Below are 15,215 nucleotides of genomic sequence, written 5' to 3'. Positions count from 1 at the left end.
GGAATGAAAAATGAAGATCTTTTTTCCAGATACAGCCGCCAGATATTTATTGATGAAATAGGTATAGAAGGGCAGAGAAAAATCAGAGCTGCAAAAGTACTCGTTGTCGGTGCCGGAGGGCTGGGAAGCCCTGTGATTCAATATCTGGCAGCTGCAGGTGTGGGTACTTTAGGAATTGTAGATTTTGACACGGTAGAATTGCATAATCTAAATCGTCAGGTTATTCACAATGAAAACAGTGTAGGAACCTCAAAGGTGAAAAGTGCAGAAAGCTTTGTTAAGAAACTGAATCATCAGGTCAATTACATCGGCATTGAAGACAAAATACAGACTTTCAATGCAGAAGAACTCCTTTCCCGGTATGATATTATTGTTGATGGCTCAGATAATTTCACCAGCAGGTATCTTATCAATGATGTATGTGTAAAGATAAATAAACCTTTAGTCTATGGAAGTGTACAGGGATTTTCAGGACAAGTGGCTGTATTCAATTATAAAAGAAGTAAAAATTTAAGAGACCTTTTCCCTGAACCGCCGTTTGATGAAGATGTTCCCGATTGTGACAGCCTTGGAGTGCTGGGATCATTGCCGGGAATTGTAGGAAGCATGATGGCACATCTGGCTTTAAAAATAATCACAGGTCTGCCGGTAACGACGAATCAGATCACATTGACTGATACTTTAAACTGGCAATTCCAGACCATAGATTTCTGAAATTATATTGTTTTAAAAGAATTCGGCGGCGGGCTTTGCCCGCCGCCGAATCTTAAGCTATATTAAAATTAATCATCACTCTGTTATTTTCTTTTTTTGATGTTGTTTAAGATATACGTCCAGCATTTTTCCCTTGGTACATCATTCCCGCAATATCTGTAGCAGCAACAAGTCCCGGAAGTTTTTTAATTTCCTCAAGTACATTGCCGTTATTAAGTTGTGGCTGTTCAGAAAAACCGAATATGGTATGGTTCGGGGTTTTGTTCAACGATTTTTTTAGTTTTAGTGATCGTAACGCCATCTATCTGCTTCTCTTTTACCGGTTGCAGTTTTTCTCCTGGGCAAAAGTCATAAGGATAATAAAATGAATATAGTTTTTTTCATAATGTTTTTTTACTACTTTTCAGTTAGGCGTAAAAAAATCATTTGTTACTGTAAAATTTTAAGAAATATCAGAACTTGTTTAAGTTTATATATTTTCAATATTAAGTTTATAGAATATCTGTTAAGGATAACCTGTTACTTATATTCTGCTTCATTTGCCAACTTGCTCCCGGTAATCAGACCAAAAGAGCCGGGGATATCCATCTGTCTCCTAAATTGGTAAGCCAACACGGTAAGGGTTCCAGGCTTTACTTTTTCGTACTGTGTAATTCTGTCTTTGGTAAGGTGGTGACCGATGCAGATATTGTAGAGATCGAATCTTTGTCTTTTTTATTTGTTAGACAAAAGTCATTGCCCGTCATTTTTATTTATTTCAGTGAAGAAAACTCAGTGAAATCATATTCTGCGGAAGAGGTAAAAAGCTGCCGTAATACCGCCGCATGCCCATTTCCGGCAATCACAAGAATTCTGTCTTCACCGTTGTGAGGGATGTTTTGAATATTACGGAACATTCTCAGGTTTCTGCTGTACCAATAAAGCGCAAGCATATCTGCACCATCATATTCTCTCAGTTTGAAATCACCGCTCAAATAGGCACCGTATCCGTATTGATGACTTTCTTTAGAATTCATATAAGTAAAAGTGTCTAAAAGAGATTTGAAATTTTTAGGCTCAGAACTCTTGTAGAAGGCAATAAATTGCTGAGATATCGGATCATCACTTCTGAAATCATAATCCTTGCTGAGATTTTTAAAAAATGCAGAATCAGTTTTGCCAAAATGTTTTTCAAGGTCATCCAGAATGGATTCTGCGTCAATGCTGAACAATTCATTTATTTTAAGTTCATTGGCTATTCTCATAGCAAGCTGATAACGCTCATCTCTTTTGTCACGGTGTTTACCTTCGTTGTATTCCTTCAGCTTTTGATTGGCGTTCCAGCTTGGCCAGGCTTCTATTGTAATCTTTGTAGGCTTAAATCTTTTGATATATTCTACAAGCTCGGTGACTTCTTTTGCTGCTTTTGGAGAAAGTACATCTACCTGATCTTCCTTATTGGTTTTATGGGCATCCAGATTAGGATAATCAAAATGAAATGAGCCGACAACCAAAACTTTCGTCTTTGAATTTTTAAAATAATCTGAAGGCTTTTTTTGAGCAAATACCGATGTAGAAAGACATACAAGAAAAATATAAATAAAAGTTTTCATGAGTTTATTTTTTTTAATTAGTATTAAATTATTGTGCACGGTTTTTCTCTTCGAAATTCACTGCTCTGGTATTTGATTTTATTTTCTGGTTTCCAAAATTATAGGTAATGCTGAGCGTCATTCTTCTGGCATCCCAATAGTTGTTGAATGACTGTGTATTATCTGTAAAATACATATCTCCCTTATATCCGGATTGTTTAAAAATATCACTCACCGAAAGGTTAACTTGAAGTGTTTTTCCCACAAAGCTCATCTTTACTCCGGCATCAAGGCTTGCTCTGTTTCTTACAGCAGTATAGCCATCACGGGAAGGAAGGTTCTGCCAGTAGTTGACAAATAGCATGAATGTTTTAGCTTTATTCAGCTGTAAAGTATTGTTAATGGAATAATAGAAAGACTGTCCGTTTTTAGGAACTGCATTGAACTTTGTAATCTGAGTCTCATTATAACTGAACGAAGTTGAAATATTGCTTTCCCATATCTTGAAGAAAATATCTGTATAATTCAAATTGATCCCGTAATTATCCTGATTGTAGTAATTCTCAAATGTGCTAATGAGATCAATTCCGGTCAGGGATGTAATCTGGTCAAAATTATTCGTTGTTCTCTGGTAATAAAGATTGGCAGAAAATTTATTTTTAAAGATATAGTTGAGTTCGATATTGTGATTAAAAGAAGGCTGAAGACTTGGATTTCCGGAATAATAGGTATTCGGATTGGAATACCACCGGAACGGATCTAAAGCCCGGAAATAAGGACGGTTGATTCTCCGGGAATAATTAACACTGAACTGATTGTTATCATTGACTTTATAAGACAGATAGGCTGTCGGGAAAAATTTACCATAATTATTTTCGGACTGAGATTGTGTAGTAGGTGAGAATCCGTTGGTTTGTGTATATTCATAACGAAGCCCTGCCTTCACAGACCATTTGTCTCCAAGATCTTTACTGGCACTAAGATACGCAGCATAATTCTTTTCTTTATAATCAAACAGATTACTTCTGGCAGGATCTATAATATAATCACCATTGGTGAAATTGAAATATCTGATGTTCGAATTATTTGAAAACTGACTGTATTTTGCTCCGGTTTCCAATTGGATTTTTTTGAAATTTAATGTTAAATCTGCTTGACCGGAATATATTTTATAATCCACAGATGAAAGATTTCTTACGACCTGTGTTGAATTGTTGGCAATATTTCTTGTGGTAAAATTAACTTCAGTATCCGGTAGATTTCCATAATAATTGGCACCTAGGCTTAGCTTATGTTCTCCTAATTTCTGGTCAAAATATAAATTCAGCATTTGTGAAGTAAAGGCAGAACGGTGCTTGGAATCCGTATCTGTTTGTAAAGTAGGAGTATTGTTGGTGAAATAGTTTTGTTTCGAATTGATATCCATATTAGAATGTCCCTTCGAAATATCATATACTAATCCGATATTGGAGTTTTTAGTAAGAGAATAATCAAAATTAGCATTCAGTCCCAATCCGTCATTCATATCCCTCCTTTCATCTCTGCTTATAGAGGAATTTTGACCGTTTATTTTATAATTTTCCACTGATCTTTTGTCTCCGTCATATCCCTGGACTTTCACCGAAGCTTTTATCTTTTCATTCTGATAGTTCACACCTGCGACACTATTGAAAGCAGCATATGTTTTTTGAATATAATTGGTGTTCAGGTAGCCGTTCCATCCAAGATTCTGGTTCTTTTTAAGAACGATATTGATGATTCCGCTGTTTCCCTGAGCTTCGTATTTGGCAGGAGGAGTCGTTATTACTTCAATTTTCAGAATATTTTCAGAGCGCAGATTTCGAAGGTAGTTGATCAGCTCAGACCCGGAAAGATTAAGTATCCGGTCATTGACCATTACAGAAACCCCATTTTTCCCCGCTATGGAAAGAAGACCTTTATTTTCATCTACCTGCAGTAAAGGAGTGCCGGCAAGAACCTCAGTTCCGGAACTTCCTTGTGAAAGCATAGAATTTTGAACATTATAAACCAGCCGGTCTACTTTACGTTCTACCAGAGCCTTTTTACCATTCACAGTAACTGCTTCTATTTTGTAGACTTTAACGGTGTCTTTGGTTTGTGCTGTTGAAAAAAAACAGACAAGGCTGGCTATCAATAAAATGTGTTTTTTCATATTATAAATGACAGATTAAATGATAATTATATTACATTTCTCTGGCAAAAATATGGGATGACAATTGTCGATAAAACAGATTTTAGATGAAGTGCAGAATTCTGTGTATCAAATAAATTTCGTCGGAAAAAAACAGGTTTTTGTCGAAAACAATAGATGAATTATGCCTTTAGAGGTTTATATTTGAATATGAGTAAAAAGCAAATTATCTGGCTTCAAATTATTTACTGGGGGTTCAATTTTATAGGAACTGTCATTACTCCTAATTTTTTTGTCCCGGAGACCAATCGTCGTGAAATGCACATTCTGAGGATTACATTTTTTATTGTAAAAATTACGACATTCTATATTTCGTATTTCTTTATTTTCCCAAAGGTTTTTAAACTTGAGAAATTGTATTCGGCAGTTTTCGTTTTTATTCTGACGCTGCTGTGTTTTGCCAGTATGAGATATATTTTGGAAGAACTGATCCTGCCTTCTACTCTTGGCTTTCGCAATTATGATGAAAATACGGGACTTCTCTACTATCTCTTCGATAATATATACAATAGCTCTCTGACTACTTTTATTGCCGGCATTCTATGGATACTGGAGAAATATGGAGTGGCTGAAAATGATAAAAAGCAGCTTCTGATCGAAAAAAAACAAGCTGAGCTTCAGGCTTTGAAAACCCAGATCAATCCGCATTTTATTTTTAATTCTTTAAATAATATCTACTCACTTGTCTATCAGAAGTCGGATAAAGCGCTCCCTGCTATTGAAGAGCTTGGACAACTGTTGAGATACAGCACAAAAGATCTTGAAGAAGACACCATTTCTTTGGATAAGGAAATTGGATATATTGACAGTCTTATTGCCCTGGAGAAGCTTAGGATCAGAAACCCGGAACTGTTGATCATAGAGAAAAATATTCAACATTCTCACCTGAAAATATCACCGATGCTGCTGGTCCCTTTTGTGGAAAATGCTTTCAAGCACGGTGATTTCCGTGACAACGGTTTTGAAATGAAGATCTCAGATCATGATGAGGTTTTGCATTTTTATCTTTTTAATTATAAAACAAAGAAAATGAAGGATGTTGTTTCGGGAATTGGAATTCAGAATGTGAAAAAAAGACTGGAAATTTTGTACCCCAAGCATGAGCTTAAGATCAAAGATTCGGAAACGGAATTTATTGTAGATTTAAAAATTGATTTAAGAAATGGATAGGATAAAATGCATCATTGTGGATGACGAGCCATTGGCAATCTCTCTTTTGGAACATTATGTAGAAAAAATTCCTTTTCTTGAATTGGTTTACTCTACAGAAAATCCTATTCAGGCCTTGGAATATCTGCAGAAAAATGATTCAGACCTTATCTTTCTGGATATTCAGATGCCGGAGCTTACAGGAATCAATTTTATGAAGATTGTGGGAGCTGATCAAAAATATATTTTAACAACAGCTTATTCCGAATATGCATTGGAAGGCTATGAACATAATATTGTAGACTACCTTTTGAAGCCTATTTCCTTTGAAAGGTTTCAAAAAAGTGTACTGAAAGCCCAGGAACGATTTTCTTTTCCACAGGGAGAAAATACCCATTTCTTTGTGAAATCCTCCGGACAAAGACATCGTATCGGTTTTCATGAAATTCTTTACGTTGAAAGTATCAAAGATTATGTTAACATCCGGACGGAAAATGATGAATATATTGTTCTGGATACGCTTAAATCTATGGAAAGCCAGCTTTCTGAAAAATTTGTACGGATTCATAAATCTTTTATTGTTAATATAGAAAAAGTTAAAAGTATCGGGGCTAAAAAAGTCATTCTTCCTGAGTATGAGATCCCTATTGGAGAGAGTTACAGGGCAGGTCTTCTGGATAAATTAAAATGAGATTTTTTAAAACTGATATTATAAACCTTATTGTTTTTTAAAACCTATAAGGTTTATTACCATAGTCCAACAAAAAAAAACGACTTCATCAAATGAAGTCGCCTTTATATTAATTAATCTAACAATTAATCTTATTTTTCCTGTTGTTTGATTAAGTTCAGAGCAGAACCCGCTTTAAACCAATCAATTTGCTGATCGTTATAAGTATGGTTGGCCATGATGATGTCTTTGGTTCCATCTGCATGTACAAACTCTAAAGTTAATTGTTTTCCGGGTGCGAACTGATCTAAATCTAAGAAGTTAACGGTGTCATCTTCCAGAATTTTATCATAATCAGCTTCATTGGCAAAAGTTAATCCAAGCATACCTTGTTTTTTAAGGTTTGTTTCATGGATTCTTGCGAAAGATTTTACCAATACGGCTTTTACTCCAAGATGTCTTGGTTCCATGGCTGCGTGCTCTCTCGATGACCCTTCACCGTAGTTCTGGTCTCCCACAACGATAGTAGGGATTCCTGCAGCTTTGTAGGCTCTCTGTACGGCAGGTACTTCACCGTATTCACCTGTCAGTTCGTTTTTAACATGGTTGGTTTCCATGTTATAGGCATTTACTGCGCCAATTAACATGTTATTTGAAATATTATCAAGGTGACCTCTGTATTTCAGCCATGGTCCAGCCATAGAGATGTGGTCGGTAGTACATTTTCCGAAAGCTTTAATTAAAACTTTGGCTCCTTCAATATTTTTACCGTTCCAGGCCGGGAATTCTTCTAATAATTGAAGCCTGTCCGATGTAGGGCTTACATTTACCACTACTGAAGATCCGTCTTCAGATGGTGCCTGGTATCCGTTATCATCTACAGCAAATCCTTTTTCAGGCAGCTCATAACCTTGAGGTTCATTTAATTTTATCTGTTCACCGGCTTCATTCGTTAAAGTATCTGTAATCGGATTGAAGTCTAATCTTCCTGAGATGGCAACAGCAGCTACCATTTCCGGAGAGGCTACAAATGCATGGGTATTCGGATTACCGTCAGCTCTCTTTGCGAAGTTTCTGTTGAAAGAGTGAATAATAGAGTTTTTCTCTCCTTTTTCAGCCCCTTCTCTGTCCCACTGCCCGATACAAGGTCCACAGGCATTAGTAAAAATTCTTGCGTTTTCAAATTTTCTGAAAGAATCTAAGAAACCGTCTCTTTCTGCTGTAAATTTTACCTGCTCAGATCCAGGGTTGATTCCTAAGATTGCTTTAGGCTTAACCCCTTTTGCCACTGCATCTTCAACAATTGAAGCAGCTCTTGATAAATCTTCATAAGAAGAGTTGGTACAAGATCCGATCAATGCCCATTCAACCTCAAGCGGCCATCCGTTAGCTTCAGCTTTAGCTCTGAATTCAGAAACAGGAGTTGCCAGATCCGGAGTGAAAGGCCCGTTCAAATGGGGAGCCAGCTCAGAAAGGTTGATTTCAATTACCTGATCGAAATATTGCTCAGGGTTTGCATATACTTCAGCATCACCCGTTAAGTGGTCAGCGATTTTGTCAGCTGCATCCACTACATCCTGTCTTCCCGTAGCAGCCAGATATCTTCTCATTGAATCATCGTATCCGAAAGTGGAAGTGGTCGCTCCGATTTCAGCACCCATGTTACAGATAGTACCTTTTCCGGTTGCAGAAAGAGATTGTGCCCCTTCTCCGAAATATTCTACGATACATCCTGTTCCTCCTTTTACTGTAAGGATTCCGGCTACTTTAAGGATAACATCTTTTGCAGAAGTCCATCCGTTCATTTTACCGGTTAATTTTACACCGATAAGTTTAGGCATTTTAAGCTCCCATGCCATTCCTGCCATTACATCTACTGCATCAGCACCACCTACACCAATGGCTACCATACCAAGTCCGCCGGCATTTACGGTGTGAGAGTCAGTACCGATCATCATACCTCCGGGAAATGCATAGTTTTCCAAAACAACCTGGTGGATGATCCCTGCTCCCGGTTTCCAGAACCCGATTCCATATTTATCACAGACAGAACTCAGGAAGTTGAAAACCTCGGAGTTTTTGTTGATACCTTCCTGTAAATCTTTATCAGCACCTACTTTCGCCTGGATCAGGTGGTCTGCATGTGCTGTTGAAGGAACTGCTACCTTAGATTTTCCGGCCTGCATAAATTGCAAAAGGGCCATCTGGGCAGTTGCATCCTGCATAGCTACTCTGTCCGGTGCAAAATCTACGTAAGAGTTTCCTCTCTCATGTGCCTGGGTAGCATTCCCTTCCCAAAGGTGGGTATAAAGGATTTTTTCTGAAAGTGTAAGCGGTTTTCCCACAACTTGTCTTGCAGCAGCAATCCTTTCCGGGTAACGTTCATACACTTTTTTGATCATATCAATATCAAAAGTCATATCTCTTAGAATTAATGTTTATACATTTATGCTTATCTACAGCTGAAGTATTAATGGCCAACTTTAACCAATTCCTTGATAGGAGGTGTAAACTTAGTCAGGTCGATACCCTCAACTGCAGCTTTATATTCATCTATATTAGGAATTCTTCCAATGATAGCAGATAAAACAACAACAGGTGTTGATGCAAGTAGAGATTCTCCTTTTTTACGTTCAGAATCTTCAACTACTCTTCCCTGGAAAAGACGGGTAGAAGTTGCCAGTACCGTATCTCCTTTAGCAGCTTTTTCCTGATTACCCATACAAAGATTACATCCGGGACGCTCAAGGTACATTACGTTTTTGTATTCCACACGGGCCTCGCCTTTAGGGGCATTATCATCGAATTCGAAGCCGGAATATTTTTCCAGCAGTTCCCAGTCTCCTTCCGCTTTTAATTCATCAATGATATTATAGGTAGGTGCTGCCACCACAAGTGGAGCATTAAATTCTACTTTACCTTGTTGTTTTTCAAGGTTTCTAAGCATTTGGGAAACGATTTTCAAATCCCCTTTGTGAACCATACAAGATCCTACAAAGCCAAGATCTACTTTTTTATCCCCGCCATAGTAAGAAAGAGCTCTGATCGTATCGTGAGTATATCGTTTAGAAACATCGTCGTTGTTTACATCAGGGTCTGCGATCATAGGTTCTACAATTGCATCAAGATCTACAACCACTTCAGCATAATATTTGGCATTCACATCAGGAGCTAAAGCAGGTTTTTCACCAGACTTAATCTCTGCAATTCTTTTGTCCGCTTTATTGATTAACCCTTGAAGAACCTGGTTGTGATTATCCATACCTTTGTCAATCATGATCTGGATCCTGCCTTTCGCAATTTCCAATGATTCAATCAGGGTATTGTCTTCGGAAATATTGATGGAAGCTTTAGCCTTCATCTCTGCAGTCCAGTCTGTAAATGTGAATGCCTGGTCAGCAGGAAGAGTTCCGATGTGAACCTCAATAATTCTGCCCTGGAATACGTTTTCTCCACCGAACTGTTTAAGCATCTGAGCCTGGGTTGCATGAACTACATCACGGAAATCCATATGTTCTTTCATGTTTCCTTTGAAGGTTACTTTTACAGATTCAGGAATCGGCATAGATGCCTCACCGGTAGCCAGTGCAAGAGCAACAGTTCCGGAGTCTGCTCCAAAAGCAACTCCTTTAGACATTCTTGTATGAGAATCACCACCGATAATGATGGCCCATTCGTCTACAGTAATATCATTAAGAACCTTGTGAATTACGTCAGTCATTGAATGGTATTCACCTTTCGGGTCACGGGCAGTGATCAAACCGAAATCATTCATGAATTTCATCAGCTTTGGAATGTTTGCCTGAGCTTTTTTATCCCATACTGAAGCAGTGTGGCATCCTGATTGGTAAGCACCGTCAACAATTGGCGAAATCACTGTTGCTGCCATAGATTCAAGTTCCTGAGAAGTCATGAGGCCTGTGGTATCCTGTGAACCAACAATATTCACTTCTACACGAACATCCGAACCGGCGTGTAATACTTTTCCCGGTGTTGTGCCGACAGCATTTCTGTTGAAGATTTTTTCTACTGCTGTAAGACCTTGCCCGTCATGGGAAATTTCTTTTGATGGAGCAAAAACAGGAGGTGTTTCTATTCCTAAAAGTTTCGCGGCAAATGTCTGTAGCTTTTTACCGAACACGATCGCATAAGATCCGCCGGCTTTGATAAATTCAACTTTCTGTGGAGTGAATGCCTTCGAAATATCGATTAATTCCTGGTCTCCGTTATAAAGTTTTTTTGTTTTTGTATTGATGGTAAGTACGGTTCCTGTAGCAACAGAGTATGCTTCTTCAAGAATTGGTTCTCCGTTTTCATTACGGGTCGGGTTACCTTCTGCATCCAGTTTTTTCACCCAGTTTTTAAGGTCAATACCAATACCACCTGTAACGTCTACTGTAGTAAGGAAAATCGGGGAAATCCCGTTTGTTCCTCCAACAATAGGAGCAATATTTACGAATGGAATATAAGGGCTAGCCTGTTTACCGGTCCATAAAGCCACATTATTTACTCCAGACATTCTTGATGAGCCTACACCCATGGTGCCTTTTTCAGCAATCAGCATCACGCTTTTATCCGGATGTTGAGCCTGAAGGGCTCTGATTTCCTCCTGTGCCTGAGGAGTAATCATACATTTACCATGGAGCTCACGGTCTGATCTTGAGTGAGCCTGGTTACCCGGAGAAAGTAAATCAGTCGAAATGTCACCTTCACCAGCGATGAATGTAACCACTTTAATTTCTTCTGCAACGTCCGGTAGTTTAGTGAAAAACTCTGCTTTTGCATAGCTTTCAATGATTTCTTTTGCGATTTCGTTACCGCTGTCGAATGCCTCCTTTAGACGGTTAGTATCTGCATCATAAAGGAAAACCTGTGTTTTAAGAACGTTTGCTGCTTCTTTAGCAATAGCTGCATCATTCCCCAAGGCCAGGTCCAGCAATACCTCGATCGATTTACCTCCTTTCATGTGAGATAGCAGTTCAAAGGCAAAGGCCGGTGATATTTCTTCTACTACGGATTCACCAAGAATGATCTCTTTTAAAAATTTAGCTTTTACACCTGCTGCGCTTGTCGTTCCGGGTAAAGTATTGTAAATAAAAAATTTAAGAGAATCAGCTCTGTCTGCATTACCTGAATCTTTGATTTGTGCAATAATTTCGCTTAATAATTCAGCACCATCAATCGGTTTTGGATGAAGCTCATGGTTTTTTCTTTCTTCAATCTCTTTGATGTAATCCTTATAAATATTCATATAGAAGTCTTTTCAATATTAAATTTAGGTTATTAAAGCAGTCTTCTGTACTGCCATTTTTTCTATACCAGTCTGTAAAAATTACAATAATGCTATTTTGAGATGTCGCATTTTGAATCACAACACGAACCGGAGTAGAATGAGTATAACCTACACCCCGTTTAAAATTGTAAGATAATATCTGTCTCAAAAACGTTTTAGAAATTATCAAACGCTTAAAAAGTGTTCCCAAATTTACGAATTTCTAATATTTTATCTAAGTTAAATTATTTAGATTCTTTATAAATATGTTTTTTATATTTTCTATTTTTGGTCGTATTTTTGCAGACAAATGATGAATATGAAAAATAGTGCGTGTTTTTTTGGAATCTTTATTTCTGTTTTTGTTTTTTCACAGACCAAATCTGTAAAGAAAATTCCGGTGAAAAACGGTGTTAAGACAGCTGTTAAAAAAATTTCGGAACCTAAACCCAATCCTGATTTGGTTGTGATCAATCAGGAAGTTCCCGTTCTGATTCCACAAAAAAGAGACGAAAAGTTTGGTTACATTAATCAGAAGGGAAAATTTATTGTTCAGCCGGAATACCATATCGCGGTTTTTTTTGCTGAAGATTGCAACCTCCTGGCTTCACCGAATGAAAAAATAAGAAAATACGGGACTAAAAATTATGGAACTGTTGAAAAAGATCTTATTTCATACAGAATAGACAAGGCCGGTAAAAGAGTTTATCAATACAAAAGCTCAGACCTGGGAAAATGCAAAGTAGAATTTAAGAAGCAACAATATCAGGCTTATATTTTAAACGGATTCTATGGGATTATAGAGCCCTCACAGTTTGTAAATGCTGCCGATTACAGGCAATATCAGATTTATCCCCAATACGAATATCTTCATATTATGGAAGGAGATGATGTCTCAAACCCGATGATTGTAGCTTCTCAGAATGATATGTTTGGTGTGATAGACGTACATAATAAAGTTGTTATTCCATTTGAATATACTAATATCAAAAGAAACTTCAGCTGGAAACTTGGGAAAATGTTTGAAGTAACCAAAGACGGAACCAACTATTATTACATCGACTCTTCGAATAAGGCATATTAAACTTAGCTTAAATTCCTAATCCGCATAGCTCAAATATTTTTTGTAATTTTGCAGCTGAAATAAAGGGGTGCTGTAAAAGGCTGAGATTATACCCAAAGAACCTGGAACGGGTAATGCCGTTTAGGGAGACTTCGACTCTTCAGGGCGTCGGAATTGTATAATATCTTATCGATCCCCTTTTATTCATTAAATTTTAAAATTTATAGAATGAAAGGATTATTTTTTTTAGGGCTTACGGCAAGTTCACTGGCTTTTGCCCAGACTCAAAACAGGGACACTTTAAAAATCAAGGAAATTGAAGCTGTTAATTTCACCAAAAGGCTTCCCGTTGCTAAAGAAATCATCAACGTTCAAAAAGATCTTGACAGCAAGAACCTTGGACAGGATCTGCCTATTCTTTTAAAAAATCAGACATCCGTTATTTCTACTTCCGATGCAGGAAACGGAGTGGGTTATACAGGCTTCAGGATCCGTGGAGTTGCCGGTAGAGGAATTAATGTAATGATGAATGGAGTACCATTTAATGATTCTGAAAGCCAGGGGACTTTTTTTGTCAATGTTCCGGATTTAACGAGCTCTGCTTCACAGATCGTGATTCAAAGGGGAGTGGGAACTTCCAATAATGGGGTTTCAGCTTTTGGGGCAAGTATCAATGTGATCTCCAAAGATCCTGAGGAAACGTTTTATGTAAAAACAGATGACAGCTACGGATCATTCAGTACGTATAAGTATTCCGCTGAAATAGGTTCCGGGAAGTTCTGGAAAAACCGTCTTTCCGTGATGGGAAGGTATACTCATATCCAGTCTGACGGATACATAGACCGGGCTTCATCAAAATTAGATTCTTACAATTTCACAGCATTATTTGAAGAAGGAAAAACAAGATTGCGTTTAATGGCTTTTGGAGGAAAGGAAAAAACTTACCAGGCATGGAACGGAATTGACCGGAAAACCTGGGAAAATGATCCTAAATTCAATTATTCGGGAGCGATTTATGATGCCAACTGGGAGAATATTGTCGGGTTCTACAATAATGAAACGGATAACTACAGACAAAATCATTATCAGTTGCTTTGGGAGCAAGGAATCAATGACAACTGGAACCTGGAAACAACGCTACACTATACAAAAGGAAAAGGTTATTATGAAAATTATAAGCAGGGCGACCCTTTTTCAAGATATAATTTGCCGAATATTATTGAAGGCAATGAGACCATAGAATATTCTGATTTTATCAGGAAAAAATGGCTGGATAATGACTTTTATGGGATCGTTTCCACTTTATACGGGAAGTTTGATAATCTCGATCTTAATTTCGGAGCTGTAGGGAACCAGTACTATGGAAGACATTTCGGAAACGTGACCGGAGTTTTTTATCCGATCGATGAGCATGAATATTACAGAGGGCGTTCTGTGAAAAACGAAGTGGCCGGGTTTGCAAAAGCATTATTCAGGGTCAATAATTTTGAATTCTTTGGTGATTTGCAGCTTAGAAATATCGATTACGATACAAAAATCATCATGGCAGGTGATGATGAAGGGGCAAATCTGAAAAAAAGCTGGCTGTTCTTCAATCCAAAAGCCGGTGTAAATTATAAAATAGGAAACGGGAAAGTATTCCTGTCTTATGCCCATGCCCAACGTGAGCCGAACAGGGATGACCTGATTGCCAACAATGATGTAAAGGCAGAGAAGCTTCACGATTTTGAAGCCGGATTGGAAAAACAGTTCGGAATTGTATCTGTGACGGCCAATTTGTATTATATGTATTATGTGAATCAGTTGGTTTTAAATGGTGAACTTAATAATGTAGGGGCTTTCATCAGAACGAATTCAGGAGAAAGCTACAGGAGAGGGATTGAAATCGGGGCATTGGCAAAGCTGTCCGAGCAATGGGAAGTTTCCGGAAACGTAAGTTTAAGCCAGAACAGAAACCAGGATTTTAAAATAGAAAATGAAACGGCAGTTGAAGAATTAGGAAATACACAAATCTCATTCTCCCCGGATGTTGTCGCCAATCTTGGACTGAAATTTAATCCCAACAAAAAATTCCAGTTTTCTTTGATGAATCAATATGTAGGAAAGCAGTATCTCGATAATACGGAAGACAAAAATTTACAGCTTAAAGATTACCTTCTTACCGATTTTAATGCCCAGTATCAGTTCAGGATTGCAAATAATGACATTGCTTTGAAATTACTGGTGAACAATATTTTCAATAAAAAATATGTGAATAATGGTGCGGTTTATGATGGAGAACCCTATTATTTTTCCCAGGCCGGAACTAATTTTATGTTCGGGATCAGCTGGAAAATTCAGTAATACTCATTATGGATATTTTACATTAATATAAAGTAAAATGTTAGATTCAATTTTTTTTAAAGACTGCTTCGGCGGTCTTTTTTTATTAATAATAAATCCAATGGAATTTAATGTTTTATGATAAGAATAAATATTTTAATCCTCAAAACTAAGGATGTAAAAGAAATAATTAAAATCAGATGATAAATTCAGAAAATGACATTTAGAGAGCCATTGTTACA

The 15,215-nt window shown here is 37.5% G+C and carries 10 protein-coding genes; 5 read left to right on the top strand and 5 right to left on the bottom strand.

The genetic code is table 11. The features are described 5' to 3' along the window. The first annotated feature begins 3 nt into the window (after nt 1–3). Nucleotides 4–714, top strand: coding sequence for a HesA/MoeB/ThiF family protein (locus PMI13_RS12330; RefSeq protein ID WP_007844152.1), 711 nt, complete (start codon nt 4–6; stop codon nt 712–714). 106 nt (nt 715–820) lie between these two features. Here PMI13_RS12330 and PMI13_RS12325 read toward each other — a convergent pair whose 3' ends face one another. The 3 genes from PMI13_RS12325 to PMI13_RS12315 all read right to left on the bottom strand — a co-directional run bounded on the left by PMI13_RS12325 (nt 821) and on the right by PMI13_RS12315 (nt 4,458). Continuing rightward, nucleotides 821–1,015 carry a hypothetical protein gene (locus PMI13_RS12325; RefSeq protein ID WP_034669905.1) on the bottom strand — a complete coding sequence of 65 codons (195 nt, stop codon included), beginning with the start codon at nt 1,013–1,015 and terminating at the stop codon, nt 821–823. Nucleotides 1,016–1,466: 451 nt separating this feature from the next. Continuing rightward, entirely contained in the window at nt 1,467–2,306 is an 840-nt protein-coding gene (locus PMI13_RS12320) for a DUF5694 domain-containing protein (RefSeq protein WP_007844148.1), read from the bottom strand. Nucleotides 2,307–2,334: 28 nt separating this feature from the next. Next, on the bottom strand, nt 2,335–4,458 hold the full coding sequence (locus PMI13_RS12315; RefSeq protein ID WP_007844147.1) for a TonB-dependent receptor domain-containing protein: 2,124 nt from the start codon (nt 4,456–4,458) through the stop codon (nt 2,335–2,337). A 189-nt stretch (nt 4,459–4,647) separates the two neighbouring features. Between PMI13_RS12315 and PMI13_RS12310 the strand changes: the two genes are divergently transcribed. Both PMI13_RS12310 and PMI13_RS12305 read left to right on the top strand, forming a co-directional pair. Next, the gene (locus PMI13_RS12310) at nt 4,648–5,667 is read left to right on the top strand and encodes a sensor histidine kinase (protein WP_034669914.1); all 1,020 of its coding nucleotides are present in this window, start codon (nt 4,648–4,650) and stop codon (nt 5,665–5,667) included. Beyond that, nucleotides 5,660–6,337 (top strand): LytR/AlgR family response regulator transcription factor, encoded by a 678-nt coding sequence (locus PMI13_RS12305; RefSeq protein WP_007844143.1) that lies wholly within the window; start codon nt 5,660–5,662, stop codon nt 6,335–6,337. The genes PMI13_RS12310 and PMI13_RS12305 overlap by 8 nt, the downstream gene beginning before the upstream one ends. A gap of 131 nt (nt 6,338–6,468) precedes the next feature. On the opposite strand, the gene PMI13_RS12300 is transcribed toward PMI13_RS12305, so the two are convergent. Together PMI13_RS12300 and PMI13_RS12295 are read right to left on the bottom strand one after the other, a co-directional pair. Next, nucleotides 6,469–8,736 carry an aconitate hydratase gene (locus PMI13_RS12300; protein WP_007844140.1) on the bottom strand — a complete coding sequence of 756 codons (2,268 nt, stop codon included), beginning with the start codon at nt 8,734–8,736 and terminating at the stop codon, nt 6,469–6,471. 50 nt (nt 8,737–8,786) lie between these two features. Beyond that, the gene (locus tag PMI13_RS12295) at nt 8,787–11,567 is read right to left on the bottom strand and encodes a bifunctional aconitate hydratase 2/2-methylisocitrate dehydratase (protein WP_007844138.1); all 2,781 of its coding nucleotides are present in this window, start codon (nt 11,565–11,567) and stop codon (nt 8,787–8,789) included. A gap of 340 nt (nt 11,568–11,907) precedes the next feature. Here PMI13_RS12295 and PMI13_RS12290 point away from each other — a divergent pair, with 340 nt between their 5' ends. Continuing rightward, complete coding sequence (locus PMI13_RS12290) at nt 11,908–12,672, top strand: WG repeat-containing protein (protein WP_007844137.1); 765 nt, start codon at nt 11,908–11,910, stop codon at nt 12,670–12,672. 207 nt (nt 12,673–12,879) lie between these two features. Continuing rightward, nucleotides 12,880–14,994 carry a TonB-dependent receptor gene (locus tag PMI13_RS12285; RefSeq protein WP_007844136.1) on the top strand — a complete coding sequence of 705 codons (2,115 nt, stop codon included), beginning with the start codon at nt 12,880–12,882 and terminating at the stop codon, nt 14,992–14,994. Nucleotides 14,995–15,215 lie beyond the last annotated feature (221 nt).

Origin of the sequence: Chryseobacterium populi, assembly GCF_000282115.1 — a bacterium.
Taxonomy (GTDB): Bacteria; Bacteroidota; Bacteroidia; order Flavobacteriales; family Weeksellaceae; genus Chryseobacterium; species Chryseobacterium populi.
This window is presented reverse-complemented; position numbering and strand designations above follow the sequence as displayed.

What these genes read in the sequence shown, in the direction of transcription:
- PMI13_RS12330 (WP_007844152.1), top strand. Translation starts at nt 4, where the DNA reads ATGAAAAATGAAGATCTTTTTTCCAGATACAGCCGCCAGATATTTATT.
- PMI13_RS12325 (WP_034669905.1), bottom strand. Translation starts at nt 1,015, where the DNA reads ATGGCGTTACGATCACTAAAACTAAAAAAATCGTTGAACAAAACCCCG.
- PMI13_RS12320 (WP_007844148.1), bottom strand. Translation starts at nt 2,306, where the DNA reads ATGAAAACTTTTATTTATATTTTTCTTGTATGTCTTTCTACATCGGTA.
- PMI13_RS12315 (WP_007844147.1), bottom strand. Translation starts at nt 4,458, where the DNA reads ATGAAAAAACACATTTTATTGATAGCCAGCCTTGTCTGTTTTTTTTCA.
- PMI13_RS12310 (WP_034669914.1), top strand. Translation starts at nt 4,648, where the DNA reads ATGAGTAAAAAGCAAATTATCTGGCTTCAAATTATTTACTGGGGGTTC.
- PMI13_RS12305 (WP_007844143.1), top strand. Translation starts at nt 5,660, where the DNA reads ATGGATAGGATAAAATGCATCATTGTGGATGACGAGCCATTGGCAATC.
- PMI13_RS12300 (WP_007844140.1), bottom strand. Translation starts at nt 8,736, where the DNA reads ATGACTTTTGATATTGATATGATCAAAAAAGTGTATGAACGTTACCCG.
- PMI13_RS12295 (WP_007844138.1), bottom strand. Translation starts at nt 11,567, where the DNA reads ATGAATATTTATAAGGATTACATCAAAGAGATTGAAGAAAGAAAAAAC.
- PMI13_RS12290 (WP_007844137.1), top strand. Translation starts at nt 11,908, where the DNA reads ATGAAAAATAGTGCGTGTTTTTTTGGAATCTTTATTTCTGTTTTTGTT.
- PMI13_RS12285 (WP_007844136.1), top strand. Translation starts at nt 12,880, where the DNA reads ATGAAAGGATTATTTTTTTTAGGGCTTACGGCAAGTTCACTGGCTTTT.